The sequence below is a fragment of the Klebsiella sp. S69 genome (genome assembly GCF_016516145.1).
Lineage (GTDB): Bacteria > Pseudomonadota > Gammaproteobacteria > Enterobacterales > Enterobacteriaceae > Klebsiella > Klebsiella oxytoca.
The window spans coordinates 262,534-282,871 of the sequence record NZ_JACVUU010000002.1; the positions used below are offsets into that span (position 1 = coordinate 262,534).

Consider the following 20,338-nt stretch of genomic DNA (forward strand, 5'->3'; position numbering starts at 1 on the left):
ATGTCCAGATTTTTTATAGATCGGCCTATATTTGCATGGGTCATTGCCATCATCGTCATGATCGCAGGTGCGCTTGCAATTTTAAAGCTGCCCGTTAATCAGTATCCCGATGTTGCACCTCCGGCAATAGGCATTACGGCTTCCTATCCGGGCGCCTCGGCGCAGACCGTTCAGGATACGGTGACTCAGGTCGTTGAACAGCAACTGAACGGCCTTGATGGCCTGCGATACATTCGCTCTGAGAGCAATTCAGACGGCAGCGTAAATATTGTTGTGACCTTTGAGCAGGGGGTTGACCCGAATACCGCACAGGTTCAGGTTCAGAACAAACTGCAGCTTGCCACACCAATGCTTCCTCAGACCGTCCAGCAGCTGGGCATTCGCGTCTATAAGTACCAGATCAACTTTATGTTGGTGGCCACGCTGATTTCAGAAGATGGCCGACTGGATAACAACGCACTGGGCGATTTGATTGTATCGCAGCTGCAGGATCCCCTCAGCCGTACGTCAGGCGTTGGCGATTTTTATGTCCTGGGCGCTCAGAACGCGATGCGTGTCTGGCTGGACCCGATTAAGTTAAACAATTACAAGTTAATGCCCAGTGACGTGATGGCCGCCATACAGGCACAAAACGTTCAGGTCTCCTCCGGTCAGTTAGGCGGACGGCCGTCAGCAGATACCTCAAGATTAAACGCAACGGTAATCGGCAAAACACTCTTCACCAGAGCCTCTCAGTTCCAGGACATACTGCTCAAGGTAAATCCGGATGGCTCACGCGTCTTATTAAAAGACGTCGGAAACGTCATGCTGGGGTCGGATAACTATGACTTCAATGCCAAGCTGAACGGTCACCCCAGTGCAGGTATTGCTCTGCGTTTAGCCACCGGCGCGAACACCATCGACGCCGTCAGCGCCGTGCGTTCAACCCTGGATCAGTTAGCTAAAACGCTGCCGCCGGGCGTTAAAGTGGTGTATCCGTACGATACCGCTCCGGTGGTAAAAGAGTCTATTAAAGGCGTCGTGCATACATTAGTTGAAGCGATCGTCCTGGTTTTCCTGATCATGTTCCTGTTCCTGCAGAACTGGCGCGCCACGCTTATCCCAACGCTGGCCGTGCCCGTCGTTCTGCTGGGCACCTTCGGCATCATGTCAGCCTTCGGCTTCACTATTAACATACTGACCATGTTTGGTCTGGTGCTGGCAATTGGTCTGCTGGTTGATGACGCCATCGTGGTCGTGGAAAACGTCGAGCGAATTTTATCTGAAGAGGACATCTCGGCGGTTGAAGCGACCCGTAAATCTATGGATCAGATCTCCGGTGCGTTAGTAGGCATCGGGTTGGTGCTGTCCGCCGTATTTATACCGATGGCGTTTTTCGGCGGTTCCACGGGCGTAATTTATCGTCAGTTCTCGTTAACTATCGTTTCTGCAATGGCGCTATCCGTACTCACCGCGCTGATCTTCACGCCTGCACTCTGTGCAACGCTGCTGAAGCCGGTCGGTAAGGATCATCATGATAAAAACGGATTTTTTGGCTGGTTCAACCGCGTGTTCGAAAAAAATGCGCGCCGGTACGAAAATGGCGTGTCCCGGGTAATTACAGGCAAACGCCGGTATTTAATGCTGTTTTTATTCATTGTGGTGGCTTTAGCAGTGCTGTTCCCCAGACTGCCGACCTCGTTTTTACCCGATGAGGACCAGGGAACGATGGTTGTTCAGGCAGAGTTACCTGCCAACGCCACTATGGATCAGACCGATGCCGTGCTGGATAAGGTGCAGAAATATTTCGCCGAACAGGAGAAAGACAACGTTCAGGCGGTATTCGCCGTCAGTGGGTTCAGCTTTGCGGGGCGCGGCCAGAACTCAGCGCTTGCCTTTGTGCAGCTCAAGCCCTGGGATGAGCGCAAGGATACCGTATTTGATCTTCAGCGCCGGGCTATGGACTACTTCGGCACAATAAAGGAAGCCAGGGTCCTGGCGTTTGCACCGCCGGCGATCATGGAGCTTGGCAACGCCACGGGGTTCGATGTTTTCCTGCAGGACTTCAGCGGACACAGCCATGCCGAGCTGATGAAGGCTAAGGAAAAAATCCTCTCAGAAGCCGCTAAAAATCCGGCACTCAGTATGGTGCGTGCTAACGGTAAAAACGATGAGCCGCAGTACAAAATCGAAATTGATGATGAAAAAGCGAGCACGCTCGGTGTCAACCTGGATGACATCAATACAACCATGTCGGCCGCGTGGGGCTCTTCTTTTGTCAATAACTTCCTGGATCGCGGACGTATCAAGCGCGTCTACATTCAGGGTCAGCCTCAGTCCAGGATCACGGAGAAGGATTTCAGCCAGTGGTACGTGAGAAATTCATCCGGTGAAATGGTTTCATTTGCCTCCTTCGCTTCAGGAAAGTGGGAAATAGGTTCGCCTAAACTGGAGCGTTACAACGGTGTGCCTGCTGTTGAGCTTCTGGGCCAGCCTTCACCGGGTTACAGCTCAGGCGATGCCATGGCTGCAATGGAAGACATTGCGAAAGATTTGCCATCCGGCATGAAGCTCTCCTGGACGGGCCTCTCCTATGAGGAGAGATCCTCGGGTTCACAGGCTCCGGCCCTGTATGCGCTGTCAATCATCGCCGTTTTCCTGTGCCTTGCAGCGCTCTATGAAAGCTGGTCCGTACCATTCTCGGTAATACTGGTCATTCCGCTGGGGGTTATTGGTACCGTGGTTGCCACGATGATGCGCGGCCTGGAAAACGATGTTTTCTTCCAGATTGGCCTGTTGACGACGGTGGGACTTTCCGCCAAAAACGCAATTCTGATCGTTGAATTTGCCAAGGAGCTGTACGAGAAAGAGGGGAGAACCTTATCTCAGGCGGCCATTGAGGCAGCACGTCTCCGACTGCGTCCGATTATTATGACGTCTCTGGCATTTACAATGGGGGTCATACCGCTGTTAATTTCCAGCGGCGCAAGCTCAGGAAGTAAACATGCCATTGGTACGGGCGTCGTAGGCGGCATGGTGACGGCGACGTTCCTGGCCATATTCTTCATCCCTCTTTTTTACGTTTTAGTGAATAGCCTTAAAAAGCGTAAAAATAATACTGACACATAAAGACCATCTGAGCCGGCTGGCAGGAAATCCACATCTTGCCGGCCGGACAGTTCCTGTAAAAGTAAATAGCAACGAAAGATCATGAGGTATTTATGCTGTCAGACTATTCAAACATTACCGTATTTTTTGATGCTTCCCCTGAAGGATTGAGCGTACTCGCCAGATCAGGAGAATTAGCATGTGTACAGAATTCTCATCTGATAGGCGTGACGTCTATGCGCCATGAATCTGGCGTCCCGGAAGAGTCCTTTTCAAGAGGGGATGCCATCATTGAGGTAATAAAAAAACATCAGCTCGCAACAGCCAGTAAATTACTGGAGCTGCATCATGGCATACAGGATATTTCCGATAAGCTAGGCGTGCAGGCTGAACTTCGCGTTATACCGTCGACGGAAGATAATAAAAATGCAATTCAGCATGCTTTATACAGCGATCTGGTCATTTTTAATTATCCGAGCATGAGTGGATTACCGGAGGGAATGACGATCAACTCGTTCATTTCCTACTCCGGCCTGCCGATAATTGTCGTTCCTGATAGCTGGCTGGGAGAGGGGATCGGAAAAAGAGTCACCATTGCGTGGAACGGCAGCCGGCAGGCGTGGCGGGCCGTATCTGACTCTCTTGGCCTTTTAATCAGTGCGGAAGAGGTTCAGCTACTGATTGTGGATGCACACCACAGTCAGGGCCTTCACGGTGAAGACCCCGGCGCTGACATGGCGGCTTACCTTGCACGCCATGGCGTCAGAGTCGACCTCGTCAACGTCGAGTCCGACAGAAGAGAGGTTGCTGACGTCATTATAGAGCACACGACCGCTCACGCATCCGACCTGTTGGTAATCGGTGCCTGGAGCCGGCCACGCCTGTCCGAACTGATCCTGGGCGGTACCACTAACAGCCTCCTTAAAGATGTGCGGCTGCCCCTGTTTATATCCCGCTGACTGGAGGTTAACTTGGTCAGAAAAACCAAGGAAGAAGCTTCCATCACAAAAGAACGCATAATAAAAGCGGCGGAGGAATGCTTTTGCGAACACGGCGTTTATCTGAGTTCTTTCGATATGGTGGCGAAAAAAGCAAAGTGCACCCGGGGAGCTATTTACTGGCATTTCCGGGATAAAAACGAGCTGCTTTACCACGTCACTCAGAGCTTCAGATGGCCTTTAATGGCCGAACTGAAAGGGCTGTCGTCAGGCGATGAGCATATATTTAACGCGCTTGTTTCCATGTTCAGGCGCTGCATTAATGATTTATCTACGGAAAGTCAGGTGCAGCACTACCTGAAATTAATGATTTATCGCTGTGACGAGGCCGAAACTTACAAGCCATTGCAGCTAAGCCTCTCAAAATTCATGTGTGATTTTGAGAAGTTAGTAAAAGATGCGATGTGCTTATCCATAAGTAAAGGCGAAATAGATGGGGAAGACAAGTCCGTAATCATAACAAATATCCTTCTTTACTCTTTTTATGGTGCCGTCAGAAAATTTTTTATCACGGGGAAATCCCAGAAGCCATTAACAGAGTTTATTGAAATCCTTGACCACATTCTGGGGGAGTTCGTCATTAACAATAAGAATTATGTTTTAGATGAGAGCTCTGACTAATCCTGCACCTTGCTATTCTGAGAGGAAAATCGTGAGAAAATTCACGCTAGAATTATTACACTGGATTGAACAAAATCTGGGAAGCTCCCTGACGATACAGAAGATCTATCGTAAGTCCGGATACAGCAAATGGCACATCCAGAGGCTGTTCCGGGAAGAGACTGGCATGCCATTAGCCACCTATATTCGCAACAGAAGACTCGCCAGGGCGGCTCAGGTACTGAAGTTAACGAACATGCCTATTATTGAGATTGCAGAAGCGCTGGGATTTGGCACACAGCAGGCATTTACACGGGTCTTCTCAAGGCATTTCAGAACGCCACCCAGAGTCTACCGGGATAGCCGTATGTGGAACTTTACCGGGATCATCCCCAGTTCGACAATGGTAAGGCATCCCCTGCCTCCACCTGATTATGTGAGTCTGGATATCAGCCTCAGCCATCACCACAGTTTCACTAATGATGTTGATTTTCATAGCATAGAATGTATGAGCGATAAGATTACCCGCTTGTCTAATCTTGAAATGACAATGCTCGAACAGGCTGAAACCATTTACTCGGTTGTCCATTGCGAACCTGTAGGCAGATTCGGGGATGCCAGGCTTAATATGTTACTGTGCGACACGACTCATTCCGACGAATTAGAAAGTATCAGGATGGCAGGCAGTTACCTGAAATTTAACCTGCTTGGGAGTTACGATGAATTCAGGCACATGATTTCAACAATCTATCATTTTGAACTGCCGTTAAGAGAAGAAGTCCGGAGTGAAGGCCCGGACCTGCTGGAAATTAAAAGCATAAAAACTTCTAATGGTTATAGTTATTTTTCAGGGTGCTACTACATTCCGGTCGCATCAAAGAATAGCTCTCCGGACTCTGCTGTTCATTAAGAGAATCAGGTTCAGTGATTTATCGGGTTCGCTTATATCAGCGGATGAAAACCGGCCCGAAAAAACAAAGGCAATCACCGACTGGTTGCATTGTAAATGACGTATTGCAAGAAGGCTTAATAAGTAGGGTGTTAATTTTTCATATGAACTTTTATACGCTATGCGTACTGGCATTTGATATCCGCATGATTTCAATGAACAAATTACTGATCACATATTGATGATGCAAAAAATGAAAGACAACAGAAAAAAGAAACTGAATAAGAAGACCAATTTTACGGAGTTCGACATGATTCGCTTTGTTTCGCTTCTCACCCGGGAGTGTTTATTCCTGCTATTCGCATCGGTTTTTATCCTGCTGGCAATGTCAGCCATTTACGTTGACGTTTACTTTATGGACAACGCTCTTCATGAAAATTCCGTGACTGAAATCCTGCAGGAAACCATACTGGCAGGCATAGCCGGGCTGTTTTTCTGGTGCGCGACAAAGCGCCCTGAGGTCCGCGGGGGGCTTATCCTTATCGGGGGTTTTTACCTATGTATGCTGATCCGGGAGCTGGACGGGATTTTTGACATGATCAGGCACGGCAGCTGGCTCTGGTTTGCTCTTACAACCACCGTCGTGTGTATTGCACTTTCCGCGCTCATACCCGCAAGCACCGTTACAGGTCTGACTGATTTTATTCAGCACCGTTCGTGGCTGATGACTGCGACGGGGTTGATCATAATATTAATATTCTCACGTATATTTGGCATGAATCAGCTCTGGGAGCATCTTATGCCTGACGGGTATAACCGGGAAGTTAAAAACCTGGCGGAAGAAGCGACGGAATTACTGGGATACAGCGTATGCTTTCTCTCCTCAGTGCTTTATCTGGGAGAAACGCGTGAAAAATTCACTGCTCTTCGGAAAAGCTGGACCTGATACGGATAATCTCGGACTGTCATTTTAATACAGTTAGTTATCAAGATGACGAGGCTGAACTTGTCTTCGTCATCACATTTCAATAACCAAACTGACCCAAAGTAGGGCTGTTTCCTTTCTTCTTCCTTTACCCACTCAAACCATTCATCGCCAAACTTCACGGAGCGGCCGTGGTTCCATAGCGGTTTAAACATACGGCTTGAGGCGGCTTCTTGTCCCACCATTCTGGTCCGTAACCCCAGTACACCGGATCAATTTTCAGTTCGCCGTTGCGCTCGCTCAGCTGTAGCACGTTGGTTCCTGACGCTAAGTTGTAACGGCCGATGGGTTCCGGATCATGCACGTAATCGCTGTCGGCTGCGCCAAGGGCGTCAAAGTAAACGTCCCGGCTTTTATACTGCGCAAACCGTCCGCACATAGTGTCTTTCTCTTTCTGCACGATACCTGTTAACGCGCGCTATGCCTGATTTTACTCATCATTCAATATTAGTCGGCGAAACCGCAGATTAAATTTTGCGTTCGGGGAATTAATTTAATGTCTTACGCTGGTCCCCCTATCAGAGCCGGACGGAGGCACCTGAAACTTGTTTTCAGATGCCGGCCGTCAGCAGGCAAGGCGTACAGCGCCGCGTCAGAGCACTTGTTTAGTTACAACAAACAATAAGCTTTAGATTCACTTTAATCAGCATTCGCGCTGCTTTCTAAATTTTTATTTTTCCAAAAAGAGTTAACGGCTGAACCCGGCAGCCAGATTTCGCATGCTTACCGCACTCAACAACCACTGGAGGTGCATATGAAATCTCTTCGTCCGGCAACACAACTTCTGTTATGCGGCGGTGTGCTGGGCCTGACCTTTCTCGCGTCCTCTCCGGCGTCTGCATCTGAGAAAGACGAGCTGGCATCCGCTCAGCGAATGATCGTCCAGGTTCAGGCTTCGCTGGAACGGGCGCGGGTTACCCGAACGCAGCCGGCAAGATGCTGAATATGGCAGAGTGGTGGATCTGCCTGACGATGCCGAAAAAAGAGGTGGAGGATATTGCCCGCTTCCGGACGCTTTCAGAAGAGCAAAAAGCCGTGCTGCTTTCCGCCAGTAAGCTCTCACGGTGCTATACCGAAGGCGTGGTACTCTCGAAGAAAATTGAAGCGCTGTTCCGCGCTGTTCCGCCCAGCCTTTACCTCGCGCTCGGGATGACGGAGAAAGAAGAGAAAGCCGAACGTAAAGCGCTGATGCGTAAACATAACTGTTCTGAGCTGGATGCTGCTATTCTCGTAGCGAAAAAACTGGATCGTCTGCGTGGATTGATGACGGAAGATGCGGCCGGGATGCCCGAACACAATGATAAGAGAGAGATGCTGACCGCATGATTAAGCTCAAGTATGCGCAACCTCTGACCCAGCGCCCTGCGCCGGACGAAACGCCAACCCCTGCTATGTTCAGCCTGCATCCGCAGGGAGAGCCCGCGATGACGGCAACAACGGCAGAGCGACTGACCGCCATGGAGAACGCGCTGAGGTCAAGGTTGCAACCACCGGTAACGATCACCTGTAACCCACATCGTATCGGTAAGAGCTGCTGCGTGTCGGTTCATCTTGAGGACAGCAGGGGCAAGCGCGCGGACATTCTGCTGACGCAGGAAGGCCGCGCCGGACTCCCGCTGGATCACGAATTTGATTCACCGCGCTGGCATGTAAACGTGCCAGATGCCGCCGACATGATTTTTTTGACTCTGTGGATTAATGAGTTATTCAAAGATTAAGCGAAATACTATCTGTTCCCGGCTCTTTGAGCCGGTTTTAAAAAGGAGATCAAATGGCACTTTCTATATCGCTTGCTGCATTCAAAGTAAACGCCGGCGGGGAAAGCATCACCAGCTTTGAAACGCTGAATCCACCTGGAATGGCTGAGTCTTTCTGGAGTCTACCGGAGGCAAATCTTTACCTGGTCTGTATGGCAAAGAAAAAAGGTGATCTTCGTGATGTTAAAGCCGGGATCGCGGTTTTAACGAGCCATACTCACCACGACAAAGAATTTCAGGACGCTGTCATGGGTTTAATTCGTACCAGCCCTGTTCTCAAGCCTATCAGCGAAAAATCCAATATGTCGCTGTTGCCAGCTCGGCTATCTGTAGAGGGTAAAATTCCAACAGAAAACGAGCTTAAAGGTGTTTTTTTCCAGCAGTATCTTAAGCACAGTAGCGCTGGTAGTGCCTAATTTTACTGAGCGGGGTATTCCCGCTTATCACCCTCAGCAACTCATTGCTAAATTAAAAGGTGTATGCTGTTCTAGTTAAAAGTCTATCTTCATAGTTTTCGAATATCAGTGTCCAATCCTCATCTCCAGGATACACTTGGCAAACTCGTTCAGCTCGAAACAACTCTGGGTCTATTTTATTTTTTGCAAATGGGTTGTGAAAAATCATAAGCCCATCAGTTATTTTTTCTTCATAATCTGAAGACCATTTTTCTATATGCTTCACTTTCCCATCCGGTGGGGTTGACCATGTCGAACTGATCATTATTTTTTCCCCTTTTTTGTTTGCTAAAGCCTGCAACTTGCTGAAAGTGGCTGCATTATTAAATATTACAGCACTTAAACATTCATATTGATTGTCATTGAAAATTCCAAGGGGTATTTCAGCCCCATTTTCCTTTTCTACAAAACCCAGGTTTTCTGTTGGTGGGCCATCAGGGTATAGCTCCGGATGGTCTAATGCTAAGTCTTCGTTAACATATTCATCATATAGCACGGCTCTGATAGGACGATCATTTTGAAGGTTGAAAAACCTCTGTTCAAAAGGGGCCAGCGCAATAACAAATGGTTTTCCTTTAACATGTGACAATTTGCTGTAACTTTTTTCATATTTTTTAACTTTTGATATAATTGAGTTATTAATCCTTATCATTGCCTCCTTATTTAGCTCCCAGAACCTTTTTGGAATTGAACGTTGGTAATCATCCGTTCGGTCCCACTCTGGAACTTTTCCGAGCGCTGAATTGCAAATCGTCGCTTCAATAATAATATCAGAACAACATTTATTTATTAGGAAATCAGGAGTAGCGTTGGAAAGATCAATTTTAAAATCCATTTCTTTAAATGCTGCATAAAGATAAACCTCCCAAAATGTTGAGTTAAAAGTACTTTGAAACTCTTTAACCAATTTACCATCTCTGTCACTGAAACCAGAAGCCCAATCATTGAATAACCTCCTTGCATTTATATATTTTTCAGGCAAAAGCCTCTCAAAATTAGGGTGATATTCTTTTGAATCAATTACAGGGTTAAAAAAATCTATTTCCATGTTGCCTCCCTTAACGTGATGACAAGTTGTATATTCAGTAATTACGTATTAATAAATTACTCTTTTTAATCTTTTTCTAATAGCGTTTTACTTGAAAGAGCTAAATTTTTTACTTTCGAAAAAGAGTTTACTGCTGAAAGCCAGACCACGCGCTGCCACTCTGACGGCCTGTTACCGTAACGGAGATCCGCTATGCGACTCAGGCTATTACACTCACTTTTCCTGTTTATACCGTTTCAGCTGATGGCGGGCACCGTTGTGTATACCGATGCTGAACACCCCCCTCAGAATCTGACTGATGACAGCTCGGTTGTTTGGCTTGATGGCCCCGACCGCCTGCAGGACTCCATTTTCGGCCAGCTGGCAGCCGATCCGCAGCTGGCCGCTCAGCAGGCCCGCGAAATCATTCAGTCGCCGCAATGGCCCGGACAGCAGGAGCAGATTGCTCAGGCATACCGACAGGTTGTACATGCCTGGGAGATCGGGCTACATAAGTTCCCCGCCGTCGTTTTCGATGATCGGGATGTGGTTTATGGCACGGCCGACGTTGCCAGGGCTACCACGCTTCGCAGTCAGGGGGGTAAATGATGCGCTTCTCCCCCGGAACACACTTCAACGCCGCCGGTGTTGCCACCGTGCTGGTAGCAGCCGCGACTCCCGCCACGGTTTCCGCTATTAATACTGCCGGCATCATTGCCAGCGCCATTACCCAGGACTGCATCAGCTGGCGCGTCAGCGGCATCTGTTACTGGCTGATGTGTACGCCCTTTGGCTGTTCGGTGAAAACCTCCGTCAAGGTGACGCACTTCATTCCTGAAGTGGTGGTGTCCACCTACACCGGCCCGGGCGGTAATCCCTGGACAGAAATGGCGTTTATGAGCGGCGCGTCCGGTACGATCGATAACGCGCTGACCAGCGGTGCGCCAGCCGGCGGCGGTAACGCCGCGGATATCAAGAATCCCGGGCAGCGCAAGTCGAACATCAAGTTCAAGTACGCTGATGCGATAGGCCACCCTGCCACCTCCGTCATTGGCGGCAGCATTGCCGGTTACTCGTGCGATACCGCCGCCACGCCATTCAATCCCTACTTTCTGAGCACGCTGGATTCACTTGTCTGGCGATCGGGACTGCCTGAATCGCTGTATCCCGAGGCGCTGGTTCCCGGCCAGCGCGAACTGGGCAGCCAGGCCAGCGCCAACATGTGGGGCAACATTTATCCCCGCTCCGGCTTCGTCAGCCAGACAGACGATGACAAAGCCTCCGCCGTGGTCGCGCAGCGGGTCGCCGACATTATCACCCGCTCCGGGCAGCCTCACGTTTATCAGGTACTGAAGGGCACGCACAAGGCCGGCTACTGGCCGCCAGGAGAGGTGAAAGAAAACACGGGCACGGCAAATCATAAATGGCAGCGCCTGTCGCCCACGCTTTCCGCTTCCTGCGCCGTCTTTCCGGACGGCGCGTACCCCATTGCTCAGGACGGTAACGAAGCGTATGCGCTCTGGCAGCCCTACAGCTGCTGCAAGCGACGCGGCCAGACCTTCCTCTATTCAACTGACTTCTGAGAGGCACAATGTCACCAGTTCAATTTAAATCGGCCGCGCTTGCGCTGTGCATCGCGTCCGCAGCGGCACCCGCACAGGCGGCAGACGATGATCAGTCCGGCGCATTCGGTATTTCACTGCCCTCCGTAAACAACAGCGCCATAGGCTACGGCAAGGACGTCAGCGGCGCGGTTTCTGACAAGCTCTACTATACGCTCGGCGGCGGCTCAGTAATTTCACAGCCGGCAACGCGCAGCAGCATGCGTAAAATCGGTATGAGCGCAGGCTGGAGCAGCGACCTGATGTGCGGCAACTTCGACCTGAAAACGACGGTCGGTAATCAGCTCAACGGCGTAACAAACGGCTTCAAAAACCTCATGGGCGACGTGGTGCAGAACGCCACCGGTGCCGTCGCCAGCCTGCCGGCAATGATTATCCAGCGTGCCAATCCCGGCCTGTACGACATGCTCACAAACGGCGTGCTGCAGGCAAACGTCTCTTTTGATAAAGCCCAGCTCAACTGCCAGAACATGTCGAAGCGCATGATGGATTTTGCCGGCAACAACAAATGGACGCAGGGCGCGGTCATGGATGAATACCGATCGCTTGTTAACAGCGGAGACGCTGATGCTGTCCGCGTGAATAACTCAGCGGACAAGCTGCAGGGCAACTCAGGCCAGAACTGGATCGGCGGACAGAAACGGGGCGGTCAGGGGCAGCAGGCCATCCGGCCAGCGCATGATTTAACCGCTGCGGGATTCAACATGATGAACAGCCTGCCGGTACTGAGTTCTGACTCAGTCAGCAGCAACAGCTGTAACGGGGGGGCCTGTGCAAAATATGCCAGCGCTGAAGAAGCGGCTAAAGCTGTGGTGCAGGTCGTGGGGGACAGCTCTCTGCGCACCTGCAGCGACGCATCACAATGTACCAGCGGCGATGACGAACAGCAGCCGGGTGCCACTCAGGCCGGCACCGGATTTGCGCCCATCCTGGAAGAGACCACCAAAGAGAACACTGAACAGCTTGTAAAACTCGTTAACGGCACCGAGCAGCCTAACGCGACGAACCTGGCAAAACTCAAAACCGGCAGTTTACCCATTACTGCAGGCGTCATCAGAGCACTTCAGAGGGATCCTGACAACGCCGCCCTGACCGCCCGCCTCGCCGGCGAACTGGCGATGGCGGATACGGTTGAAACCGCGCTGATTATGCGCCGCATGATTGTTACCGGCATGTCTGAGCCTAACGCTGCCGCGCAGAATGCGGCCATTGAGGAAGGCGATCGTCGCGTTGCGGCCATCGATCGCGAGATCACCGCATTACGCAACGAAATGGAGCTCAAGCGCGAGCTGTCCCGCAATTCAGTGCTCACCATTATCGATCGGGAAAACGGGCGCGTTAACAGTAACCCGCAGACGCAGAGCGATGACAGCACCGACAACCGTATTAACCGCCTGGCCGTGCCTGAGACGGAAAACAACTGATGAGAGCGCATCCTGTGAAAACCGAAAACGGGGCGCAACGCGCCTCATTTCTCCGCCGGCACCCCGTGCTGTTTCGCGTGCTGTGTACTGCCGGCGCTCTGCTGGTATTCCTGCTGGCCGGGCTCATTGTCGCGGACCAGGCTGTAAGGAATCCTGCTCAGGCCGCTGCATTTCGTGACTGGATGGAGCATGCCCGCTATGGCTGGCTGATGTGGCGCCTGGCGGTTTATGGTGCGCTGGCGTGGGGTTTTGTGAAAGTATTTCGTGCGCCGGGCTTCGGCCCGCAACACCGCCAGCCGCTTATCCGCATTGCGGCCGTCAGCGTCATTTTTGCCGTCGTCTGTGAACTGGTGCTGCTCGGCGGCACGGGAGCGTCCTGATGCTGACTAACAGCTACCTGGAATATTTCCTTACCCTGCTTGGCTGGGTTGTAAACAACGGACTCTGGAATATTCTCATCACAACGGGTCTGTTTGCCGCGCCTGTCGCTTTCCGGCTTATCGGCATCTGGCTGAAAGTGCGTGAAGAAGGTGAAGATGAGGGGAATAAAGGTGCCCTGTCCATACCCCGCATGGAACATGCGATTTACTCCTCTTTTCTGGTGATGATTGCCTGTTGTATGCCGCTGATGAACGTCGATATGAGCACGATAAAATATGACACGTCGCGAGCGCAGAGCTGCGGGACGTGGACGCCAAAAGCGCCCGATGACACGGGATATTCACCGGTCATATCGAGCATTAACGATCAGACGGCTGCCGCGCCGGTATGGTGGTATCTGATTCACAAGCTGGCAAAGGGCATCACGCAGGCTTCTGTTGCCACAATCCCCTGCCGTCCGGACATGCGTCAGCTCCGCTTTGAGGTGCAGCACACGCGGATTAACAACAAATCTCTTGCGGAAGAGCTGCAGGACTTTACCAACGACTGCTATTCGCTCGCGCTGTATATGTGGAAACGTCAGGATCAGGGGCAGACAAAAGACAAAGCGACGCTGCGTGATATTGAGTGGATAGGCAGCAAAACCTTCCTCAGTAATTATTACGGCAGCCTGCAATCCAAAACGCCCCGGGCGGAATTTGCCTGGAACGAAAGCCGCGACAGCGGAAGGCCGGATACCGGCCGGGGTGGCTACCCAACCTGCAGCGAATGGTGGAATAAAGCAGATACCGGACTGCAGGCCCGTGTTGTTGATCAGGCTGACCCTGGGTTGTGGACGCGATTATCCGCTGCTATGACAATGATCGGGGGCAACTCAGCAGACTATAAGGAGGCCATTATCCGCCGTCTGGTCAGCCCTGAGAGTCTGACCGTATCGCAGGGAGGACACGTCTATGCCGGCTACGGAGGCAATGCCGATTTTACGCTTGATAACTCTGTTTCTCGCGTGGCTGCGATCGGCGGCACCGCGTTAGGCAGTCTGGCGGCATTCCCGGCGTTCGACGCCATGCGCCAGGCGCTGCCAATGATCCAGGCTGTTTTGCTCATGGCCGTGGTAGTGGTTCTGCCGCTTATTCTGGCTTTTTCAGCGTATGAGATTAAAACGGTTATCACGCTGACGTTTGTGGTATTCGCCCTTAACTTCCTGACGTTCTGGTGGGAACTGGCACGCTGGCTGGACAGCTGGTTGATGACGGCGCTGTACAGTTCTGACACACACAGCAGCTTTAACATGGCGGGTTTTCAGAACAGTTCAGATGATCTGATTATGAATTTTGTTATGGCGACAATGTTTCTGGTACTGCCAGCGTTCTGGATGGGGGCGCTGTCATGGGCAGGCATTAGAGTGGGTGGCGCACTTGATGGCGCACTTAAAAACGGAAGTTCTGATGTGCAAAAAGCTGGCGGTAGCGCAGCTGAAACCGCTAAAAGAGCAGTGAAACTGTAACCTTAATGAAGATTAGAGGCGTTAAATCTCTAATCTTCTTCATCCTCGATATCTACACGATAAGATGGGCCAGGGCCATGTTCTGGCCCTGTATAAATTCCAGTCCCCTCACTACCGTTGCGCCACTCAGTCCCATAAGAAGGGGCATGATCATCGCTGTAGTCATCTTCCTCGCTAATAGTTATGTTGCAAAGCATATAGATGAATATAGCTGCTAAGACGATTATGCTGCCTATCAGCAAGCCGCAAAGAAGAGCCGTTATTAACAAACAGAAAATGGCTATTGGAACAGGCAGACGCCCTAAAATCTCTGGTAGTTCTTTTTTATGAACCCAGTTTAGACAGGAGTCATTTGATAGCCTGACTGTTTTTGAAAATCGCTTAAATAAGCCAGCTGCATGGACCCCGCGTTCAAATGCTGTTTGCTTCATCATCTACCCCCTTCCCTTCAGGATCACTGTTACTGAGATGGCGCTGCGTAATCCTAATAACCTGACGTTCTGAAATTCCGCAGATTGAAGCAGTCTCCCGAATGCTCATACCATTATGCAGCCGAAGTTTAATAACATTTTTATGCATCAATATGTTCGGCTGACGACCTTTGAATTTTCCACCCTCAACTGCCTTTACTATGCCTTCACTCTGACGGCGACGTCGATCCTGATAATCCTTCCGTGCAATGGCTGCGAGCATATCTAGCATCATGGAGTTTATAGCCCGCAACATAGCTGCCGTAAATTCGTCTCCACGATGATTTTCGAGCGCAACGTAACTTGTTGGCAAGTCCAGGCTGATAATCGATATGCTTTTACTGCTTATGAGCTCCTTAAGCAATTTCCAACCATCGTCATCAAGGCGAGATAAGCGATCGACCTGTTCAATCAATATCGCGTCACCCGGGGCCGCATTTTCAAGCAGTCGCATCAGCTCCGGACGCTGAAGGGAAGCACCTGAGACATTTTCAATGTACCAGCTGGCAATACGGTGCCCACGCTCTGTAACGAACTGCTGAAGACGGTTTTTAGCTCGTTTAGCGTCCTGCTCTCGCGTCGAAGCTCGGAGATAAGCAAAAATGTACATTTTTCACTCAAGCGTGACTTTTAGGTTATGACTTATTATACCATGACTTTTATATGATGACTTAAAGGAAAAAATGGGTGCTTTTAGGCTATGACATTTGGGTACACCCATTTGATACCACAGTTGACATAAACTCCATTTGCTCTGAAAATGAAAAGGCTTAAACGTTGCTTTTGCAACCACCAATGATTCAGTAGCCTGTGAGAATCGCCTTCGGGTGGCTACAACAAAAGCTCCTGCAACCTGAAAGGGAGCAAACTTTGGTAAATCTGCACACCTTTGAGAGCAGATATCGTCAATTTAAGCGCACTATGACGCGACGATAAAGGTTCCTTCTGTACTAACCAGACAGTCAGAATGTTATTTTTTCTGACTCCCCGACGGGAAACACTTCCCGGTCGGGCAGGTGTTTCCTTTTTTTATGGAGAAACACAATGTCTGTCATCTCTTCTGCGGTTTTCCCTGAACATCTCCTAACTCAGCTTCAGCAGTCTGCTGACGCAGCGGTCCGGAGACTGAAATCTTTCATTTATCTGCATCGCAACAGCAGCTGGTATGTCAACGGTTCGGGCAATTATGCCGTCCGTGCGCATATCACCTCTGTCAGAGACCAGGGCATTAATGTCTTTCTTACCGTTCGTACAGGTTGCCACCGCGCTGAGTATGTTTTTCACCGCCTGCCGGTTTCCTTTCCTGAGGGAATAACAGGTCGTCGAAACGCATACCACCATGCCTGCCGTCAGGCACAGCATCTGGCACACCTGCGCTACCGTTTTCTTTCCGGAGGGCATTCTCATGACTGAAGCACTGCACGATGTCACTTTCCGTATTCTGTCAATGTCTGAGGCGAGACGGGATGTATGTCCCGCTCAGTATGGCCCCTTAAGTGGCGTTTTCATCCGGGGCGAAATCCTCAGAGATAACGTCTCCTGTGGCGAACAGGTTTTTGTCGCACCGCTCGGTGATTGTGATCCGGCTGACCCCGAACTCTGTGTATGGTGTCAGTATTACGGATATTCTCCCCGGGTGGAGGCTGGCGACATACTGGATGGCGTGGCCGTTGCGGGCATAAATTCCGTAGATCCACTGTTGGTAGCTGCGTTGAAAAGCCTGCGCTTTAATCCTGAATATGTGTATCAGGAGCAATCTGATTCATATGCACTGAACTGATTGGTTGATGAACGCCGGTCAGAAAATGTTGTGGACCCTGACGGGTATATCTCTCCGTCGGAGGGGATATCCCGTTATTTACCTGAGGATATACCCATGCACACAGACGTTTATACGCTTAAAACTCCACTGGACACGCTCAGCTGGCTTTGCCTGCTTGAGAGTGAAATTCTGAGCATCAGGGCATTCCAGCGTCTCGATCTTCATACGGACCGGGATGAACCGAATGAACTGACGTTTCTGGAAGATTCCATCATTGGCACCGGCACAGCTTATGGCTGGTTTGTCTTTTTACTCGGGGAAGGCGATATTCCGCCTTTGCCTGATACGTCTAAAAATCTGCTCTTCACGCTGGACGAGCTGGGAAAAGAAATTAACCGGCCCTTCTGGGAGAAGGCCGTGGATGAAGTTATCCAGGATGCCCGGTGTGATCGGGCTATAGCTGCTCACGAACGGATGTAACCAGCAGACAGAACACACCCTGACGGGGATTTACTCCCGTCCGGGGGATAAATCCCCCTTTTTGTATTCGCGGAGGATTTATCAATGAGAAACCTGCCTTCTTCGCCGGCCTTCATGCCGGTTGTCTACACCATCGAGCACGTCAGCACGGTTCCGTTGCGACACTGGCATGCTTTCGTTCTGGCCGTCACAGAAACTTTCTGGCAACTGCCGGTGCGCCTGCGTCCCGGAAATACGTATCTGCCGTCGCTTAATCGCGCGGCTGATTTGTTTCCGGTTGCAGATGTCATGGCGTTCTGTGGCGATACGGGTGGCTGTTTCTGGCCGGTTAACATGACCATTGAACGGGAGCGCAACCTCAACACGCTGAGTATTCAGGAGCTGGATTTTCAGCATCAGTCCTGTGATTTTTTCGCGCGTATAGTGATGGTCCTGCTGCATAACCTGTGTCCGGGCAGCTTCCGGATACATTCTTCTGACGAAGGCCGCAGCTGGGCGTTACCGTTACGCTGGATTGAAAAACATCTCGGACTGCCTGAGCAGCCGACGCTGACCACGCCTCAGCCAGTACTGAAAACGCCGGTGCGTGGAGGCGCATTTGACTCCCTGCTGCTGCAACTGCTCTCCGGTGGTGAGCGGGTACTGAGCAACGACGACTGGAATGCGTTTACGGAGGCTGAATTTCAGCTGTATGAACTGAAGCGGGTCGCGGAAAAAACTGACGCGCTGTAAACAGTACTGACTTTAACCCCGTCGGGAGAGATGACTCCGGACGGGGCGGCTCTCCCGTTTTTACAGGAGAGCCCCATGCTTTTTTTCGACAATAAAGACCTGACGAACGTCCTGCTGACCGCCCGCATGCAGGGGGGGCAGCTTCACCTGGCAAAGGATGAGGGTGTTTATCTTATGCCGGCCACCGGAGCCTGGCAGGGCAACGATCCGGTGCCGCGTATTGCGTATGCCGCAGGGTGTCACCCTCAGAAAAATGAGGACTGGTACGAAACGGCACGCCTGCTTGCCGGCGGCGATGATTTCATTGAATCACTGTCAATAAGCGACGCGGTAGCCACCTCTGTACTGTCCGGCAGGACGGACCTGAGGATCCTGATAACCGACACACAGATACAGCTGCTCACCGCAGCGACTGACCGGGTGAAAGTGGCGCAGTATCGCCAGAAGGCCGATCAGCTTTTGGCGAGTGCGGTCTGTCACTTCAGTGCCTGTGTCGCGCCTGATGAACTCTGCCGCTGGCGTGAAAACGCCGTGCGTCTGCTGACGCAGGCGGCCTTCATCAGCTGTAAGCGGGCGAAGCCTGAAGATCATCAAACCTTTCTGAACGCCTGTGGCAGGCTGCAGGCCAGGTTATCGCAGGTGACCCCGCAGGGGGCGCTGCGAATAACCGGACGTTAACTCACCCCGGCAGGGACTTTTCCTGCCGGAAAGGTTCCTGCCTCTTTCTGAACCGAAGGAGGCCCATATGGGACTGGATATTTTTCTCTACAGCCAGCACAGGCAGATCGTTGCAATACCGGCACCGTATCATCCGGTGTGTGAACTGAGCCGCGATTTTTCACTGGTTACATGGGTGGATAAGCACGTCGGTGAGGTGGAAAACTCGACCTGTCTGGAACTGTCACGCGAGCATATTCAGCAACTGAAAGAGAGGCTGGACTGTGCGATTGCGATATTTACAGAGGGTAATGAGGATAATCCGCTTCTTCAGCGCCGGCTACAGTACGTTTTCACCCTGCGTGACAGGCTGGAAAGCCTGCTCAGTGATTTTGACTTTGAACATGAATACCTGTGGTTTTATGCCGCATGGTAACTGACTTCTGAATTTCCCGTCGACGGGCGTATCTCTGCGCCCGCCGGCGCAGGGGTATGCCTCTGATTAAAGGTATATCTCATGAAAAAAACGACTTCACACAAGGCGGCCCGCCGCCCGGCAAAACAGACTGACCTTTATCGTCAGATCACCGACCGTATTGTTGTCGCGCTGGAAAACGGCGTCGTGCCCTGGCGTAAGCCGTGGCGCGCGGCTGCCGGCAGCGGTCTGGCCGGTTTGCCCCTGAATGCCACCACCGGACGTCACTACAGCGGCGTGAATGTCCTGCTTCTCTGGATGTCAGCGGAAGAGCAGGGTTTTTGCAATAACCGCTGGATGACTTACCGGCAGGCGCAGCAGGCTGGCGGGCAGGTGCGTAAGGGTGAGAAAGCCACCCTGGCGGTGGTTTATAAGGACTGGACGAAGCAGGCGGAGGATCGCGAAGGCAACCGCCTTTATGACAATGACGGCAAACCGCTGACGGAAACCGTGCCGATGCTTAAACCCCTGCAGCTGTTCAACGCCGAGCAGTGTGAGGGGTTGCCGGCAGAGATTGCCGCTTCACCTGAGCAACCGCCGACGGTGGATGAGGACGGTATACTCAGTCCGGACGTGATGAACAGGGTGATCCGGATGTTTAACGCCACAGGGGTTAAACACCGGATGCTGCCTCAGAACCGGGCTTATTACCGCCCGCTGACGGATGAAATTGTGATGCCGATGGCCGGGCAGTTTTTTACGGAGGCGGACTGGTGGTCCACGCTGCTGCATGAGCTGGTACACAGTACCGGTCATGCGAAGCGACTTAACCGGGAGGGGATAACCTCCTCATCCCGGCAATTCGGGGACCCGGTGTATGCCCTGGAGGAGCTCATCGCCGAAATGGGCAGTGCGTTTTTGTGTGCTCAGCTCGGCGTGTCCGGTGAGGTTCAGCATGACAGCTATGTGGACCACTGGCTGAAGGTGCTGAAATCTGACAAAAAGGCCCTGTTCCGCGCCTGCCGGCATGCCCGGGAAGCGTCGGAATATCTGCTGGCACTGCCTGAACGTCAGGCTGTGGCGGCGTAAT

General features: G+C 51.4%; 23 protein-coding genes and 2 pseudogenes. 21 read left to right on the top strand and 4 right to left on the bottom strand.

Annotated elements, in window-relative coordinates; genetic code table 11:
• The 5 genes from IAE27_RS03590 (at nt 1) to IAE27_RS03610 (ending at nt 6,520) form a co-directional block, all read left to right on the top strand.
• Nucleotides 1-3,108, top strand: coding sequence for an efflux RND transporter permease subunit (locus IAE27_RS03590; protein ID WP_004181881.1), 3,108 nt, complete (start codon nt 1-3; stop codon nt 3,106-3,108).
• Nucleotides 3,109-3,200: 92 nt separating this feature from the next.
• Nucleotides 3,201-4,046, top strand: coding sequence for a universal stress protein (locus IAE27_RS03595; protein ID WP_004181882.1), 846 nt, complete (start codon nt 3,201-3,203; stop codon nt 4,044-4,046).
• A gap of 12 nt (nt 4,047-4,058) precedes the next feature.
• Entirely contained in the window at nt 4,059-4,706 is a 648-nt protein-coding gene (locus tag IAE27_RS03600) for a TetR/AcrR family transcriptional regulator (RefSeq protein ID WP_004181884.1), read from the top strand.
• A 31-nt stretch (nt 4,707-4,737) separates the two neighbouring features.
• Nucleotides 4,738-5,595, top strand: a complete 858-nt coding sequence (locus IAE27_RS03605; RefSeq protein ID WP_004181886.1) for a helix-turn-helix domain-containing protein — start codon at nt 4,738-4,740, stop codon at nt 5,593-5,595.
• Nucleotides 5,596-5,827: 232 nt separating this feature from the next.
• Complete coding sequence (locus IAE27_RS03610) at nt 5,828-6,520, top strand: hypothetical protein (protein ID WP_227685223.1); 693 nt, start codon at nt 5,828-5,830, stop codon at nt 6,518-6,520.
• Nucleotides 6,521-6,618: 98 nt separating this feature from the next.
• Here IAE27_RS03610 and IAE27_RS03615 read toward each other — a convergent pair.
• Nucleotides 6,619-6,938 (bottom strand): annotated as a pseudogene (locus tag IAE27_RS03615) (SOS response-associated peptidase family protein); the annotation flags it as partial.
• A gap of 375 nt (nt 6,939-7,313) precedes the next feature.
• Between IAE27_RS03615 and IAE27_RS03620 the strand changes: the two are divergent.
• The 4 genes and pseudogenes from IAE27_RS03620 (at nt 7,314) to IAE27_RS03635 (ending at nt 8,732) form a co-directional block, all read left to right on the top strand.
• A complete protein-coding gene (locus tag IAE27_RS03620) occupies nt 7,314-7,502 on the top strand; it encodes a hypothetical protein (protein WP_320159728.1) in 189 nt (62 codons plus the stop codon).
• Nucleotides 7,475-7,885 (top strand): annotated as a pseudogene (locus IAE27_RS03625) (conjugative transfer ATPase); the annotation flags it as partial. The gene IAE27_RS03620 and the pseudogene IAE27_RS03625, both read left to right, overlap by 28 nt.
• Entirely contained in the window at nt 7,882-8,277 is a 396-nt protein-coding gene (locus IAE27_RS03630) for a hypothetical protein (RefSeq protein WP_103061406.1), read from the top strand. The pseudogene IAE27_RS03625 and the gene IAE27_RS03630, both read left to right, overlap by 4 nt.
• A 53-nt stretch (nt 8,278-8,330) precedes the next feature.
• Nucleotides 8,331-8,732 (top strand): hypothetical protein, encoded by a 402-nt coding sequence (locus IAE27_RS03635; protein WP_103061405.1) that lies wholly within the window; start codon nt 8,331-8,333, stop codon nt 8,730-8,732.
• 52 nt (nt 8,733-8,784) lie between these two features.
• On the opposite strand, the gene IAE27_RS03640 is transcribed toward IAE27_RS03635, so the two are convergent.
• A complete protein-coding gene (locus tag IAE27_RS03640; RefSeq protein WP_103061404.1) occupies nt 8,785-9,819 on the bottom strand; it encodes a hypothetical protein in 1,035 nt (344 codons plus the stop codon).
• A 192-nt stretch (nt 9,820-10,011) separates the two neighbouring features.
• Between IAE27_RS03640 and IAE27_RS03645 the strand changes: the two genes are divergently transcribed.
• Genes IAE27_RS03645 through IAE27_RS03665 form a run of 5 tightly spaced genes read left to right on the top strand, consistent with a single transcriptional unit; the run spans nt 10,012 to nt 14,732 of the window.
• Nucleotides 10,012-10,407 carry a TIGR03757 family integrating conjugative element protein gene (locus IAE27_RS03645; RefSeq protein ID WP_103061403.1) on the top strand — a complete coding sequence of 132 codons (396 nt, stop codon included), beginning with the start codon at nt 10,012-10,014 and terminating at the stop codon, nt 10,405-10,407.
• The gene (locus IAE27_RS03650) at nt 10,404-11,381 is read left to right on the top strand and encodes a TIGR03756 family integrating conjugative element protein (RefSeq protein WP_409371602.1); all 978 of its coding nucleotides are present in this window, start codon (nt 10,404-10,406) and stop codon (nt 11,379-11,381) included. Before IAE27_RS03645 ends, IAE27_RS03650 begins: the two co-directional genes overlap by 4 nt.
• A gap of 8 nt (nt 11,382-11,389) precedes the next feature.
• Nucleotides 11,390-12,844, top strand: a complete 1,455-nt coding sequence (locus IAE27_RS03655; RefSeq protein ID WP_103061402.1) for an integrating conjugative element protein — start codon at nt 11,390-11,392, stop codon at nt 12,842-12,844.
• Nucleotides 12,844-13,224: a hypothetical protein gene (locus IAE27_RS03660; protein WP_200091896.1), complete on the top strand. Its 381-nt coding sequence runs from the start codon at nt 12,844-12,846 to the stop codon at nt 13,222-13,224. The genes IAE27_RS03655 and IAE27_RS03660 overlap by 1 nt, the downstream gene beginning before the upstream one ends.
• Complete coding sequence (locus tag IAE27_RS03665; protein WP_103061400.1) at nt 13,224-14,732, top strand: conjugal transfer protein TraG N-terminal domain-containing protein; 1,509 nt, start codon at nt 13,224-13,226, stop codon at nt 14,730-14,732. The genes IAE27_RS03660 and IAE27_RS03665 overlap by 1 nt, the downstream gene beginning before the upstream one ends.
• A gap of 29 nt (nt 14,733-14,761) precedes the next feature.
• On the opposite strand, the gene IAE27_RS03670 is transcribed toward IAE27_RS03665, so the two are convergent.
• Together IAE27_RS03670 and IAE27_RS03675 are read right to left on the bottom strand one after the other, a co-directional pair.
• A complete protein-coding gene (locus tag IAE27_RS03670) occupies nt 14,762-15,166 on the bottom strand; it encodes a hypothetical protein (protein WP_133158626.1) in 405 nt (134 codons plus the stop codon).
• A complete protein-coding gene (locus tag IAE27_RS03675; protein WP_103061399.1) occupies nt 15,144-15,812 on the bottom strand; it encodes a recombinase family protein in 669 nt (222 codons plus the stop codon). Before IAE27_RS03675 ends, IAE27_RS03670 begins: the two co-directional genes overlap by 23 nt.
• Nucleotides 15,813-16,246: 434 nt before the next feature.
• Between IAE27_RS03675 and IAE27_RS03680 the strand changes: the two genes are divergently transcribed.
• From IAE27_RS03680 to IAE27_RS03710, 7 genes are all read left to right on the top strand, one after another.
• Complete coding sequence (locus IAE27_RS03680; protein ID WP_200091898.1) at nt 16,247-16,615, top strand: hypothetical protein; 369 nt, start codon at nt 16,247-16,249, stop codon at nt 16,613-16,615.
• Entirely contained in the window at nt 16,608-16,982 is a 375-nt protein-coding gene (locus IAE27_RS03685; protein WP_200091901.1) for a hypothetical protein, read from the top strand. Before IAE27_RS03680 ends, IAE27_RS03685 begins: the two co-directional genes overlap by 8 nt.
• Nucleotides 16,983-17,078: 96 nt before the next feature.
• On the top strand, nt 17,079-17,444 hold the full coding sequence (locus tag IAE27_RS03690) for a hypothetical protein (RefSeq protein ID WP_200091904.1): 366 nt from the start codon (nt 17,079-17,081) through the stop codon (nt 17,442-17,444).
• Between the two features lie 84 nt (nt 17,445-17,528).
• Entirely contained in the window at nt 17,529-18,176 is a 648-nt protein-coding gene (locus IAE27_RS03695) for a hypothetical protein (protein ID WP_200091907.1), read from the top strand.
• Between the two features lie 75 nt (nt 18,177-18,251).
• Complete coding sequence (locus tag IAE27_RS03700) at nt 18,252-18,854, top strand: DUF3085 domain-containing protein (protein ID WP_200091910.1); 603 nt, start codon at nt 18,252-18,254, stop codon at nt 18,852-18,854.
• A 67-nt stretch (nt 18,855-18,921) separates the two neighbouring features.
• Nucleotides 18,922-19,269, top strand: coding sequence for a hypothetical protein (locus IAE27_RS03705; protein WP_200091912.1), 348 nt, complete (start codon nt 18,922-18,924; stop codon nt 19,267-19,269).
• Between the two features lie 81 nt (nt 19,270-19,350).
• On the top strand, nt 19,351-20,337 hold the full coding sequence (locus IAE27_RS03710) for an ArdC family protein (RefSeq protein WP_200091915.1): 987 nt from the start codon (nt 19,351-19,353) through the stop codon (nt 20,335-20,337).
• Nucleotide 20,338 lies beyond the last annotated feature (1 nt).

Coding starts and splice junctions, on each gene's coding strand:
- IAE27_RS03690 (WP_200091904.1), top strand. CDS start 17,079: ATGCACACAGACGTTTATACGCTTAAAACTCCACTGGACACGCTCAGC.
- IAE27_RS03675 (WP_103061399.1), bottom strand. CDS start 15,812: ATGTACATTTTTGCTTATCTCCGAGCTTCGACGCGAGAGCAGGACGCT.
- IAE27_RS03705 (WP_200091912.1), top strand. CDS start 18,922: ATGGGACTGGATATTTTTCTCTACAGCCAGCACAGGCAGATCGTTGCA.
- IAE27_RS03620 (WP_320159728.1), top strand. CDS start 7,314: ATGAAATCTCTTCGTCCGGCAACACAACTTCTGTTATGCGGCGGTGTG.
- IAE27_RS03630 (WP_103061406.1), top strand. CDS start 7,882: ATGATTAAGCTCAAGTATGCGCAACCTCTGACCCAGCGCCCTGCGCCG.
- IAE27_RS03650 (WP_409371602.1), top strand. CDS start 10,404: ATGATGCGCTTCTCCCCCGGAACACACTTCAACGCCGCCGGTGTTGCC.
- IAE27_RS03635 (WP_103061405.1), top strand. CDS start 8,331: ATGGCACTTTCTATATCGCTTGCTGCATTCAAAGTAAACGCCGGCGGG.
- IAE27_RS03685 (WP_200091901.1), top strand. CDS start 16,608: ATGACTGAAGCACTGCACGATGTCACTTTCCGTATTCTGTCAATGTCT.
- IAE27_RS03695 (WP_200091907.1), top strand. CDS start 17,529: ATGAGAAACCTGCCTTCTTCGCCGGCCTTCATGCCGGTTGTCTACACC.
- IAE27_RS03590 (WP_004181881.1), top strand. CDS start 1: ATGTCCAGATTTTTTATAGATCGGCCTATATTTGCATGGGTCATTGCC.
- IAE27_RS03680 (WP_200091898.1), top strand. CDS start 16,247: ATGTCTGTCATCTCTTCTGCGGTTTTCCCTGAACATCTCCTAACTCAG.
- IAE27_RS03645 (WP_103061403.1), top strand. CDS start 10,012: ATGCGACTCAGGCTATTACACTCACTTTTCCTGTTTATACCGTTTCAG.
- IAE27_RS03655 (WP_103061402.1), top strand. CDS start 11,390: ATGTCACCAGTTCAATTTAAATCGGCCGCGCTTGCGCTGTGCATCGCG.
- IAE27_RS03670 (WP_133158626.1), bottom strand. CDS start 15,166: ATGATGAAGCAAACAGCATTTGAACGCGGGGTCCATGCAGCTGGCTTA.
- IAE27_RS03610 (WP_227685223.1), top strand. CDS start 5,828: ATGAAAGACAACAGAAAAAAGAAACTGAATAAGAAGACCAATTTTACG.
- IAE27_RS03595 (WP_004181882.1), top strand. CDS start 3,201: ATGCTGTCAGACTATTCAAACATTACCGTATTTTTTGATGCTTCCCCT.
- IAE27_RS03660 (WP_200091896.1), top strand. CDS start 12,844: ATGAGAGCGCATCCTGTGAAAACCGAAAACGGGGCGCAACGCGCCTCA.
- IAE27_RS03710 (WP_200091915.1), top strand. CDS start 19,351: ATGAAAAAAACGACTTCACACAAGGCGGCCCGCCGCCCGGCAAAACAG.
- IAE27_RS03640 (WP_103061404.1), bottom strand. CDS start 9,819: ATGGAAATAGATTTTTTTAACCCTGTAATTGATTCAAAAGAATATCAC.
- IAE27_RS03700 (WP_200091910.1), top strand. CDS start 18,252: ATGCTTTTTTTCGACAATAAAGACCTGACGAACGTCCTGCTGACCGCC.
- IAE27_RS03665 (WP_103061400.1), top strand. CDS start 13,224: ATGCTGACTAACAGCTACCTGGAATATTTCCTTACCCTGCTTGGCTGG.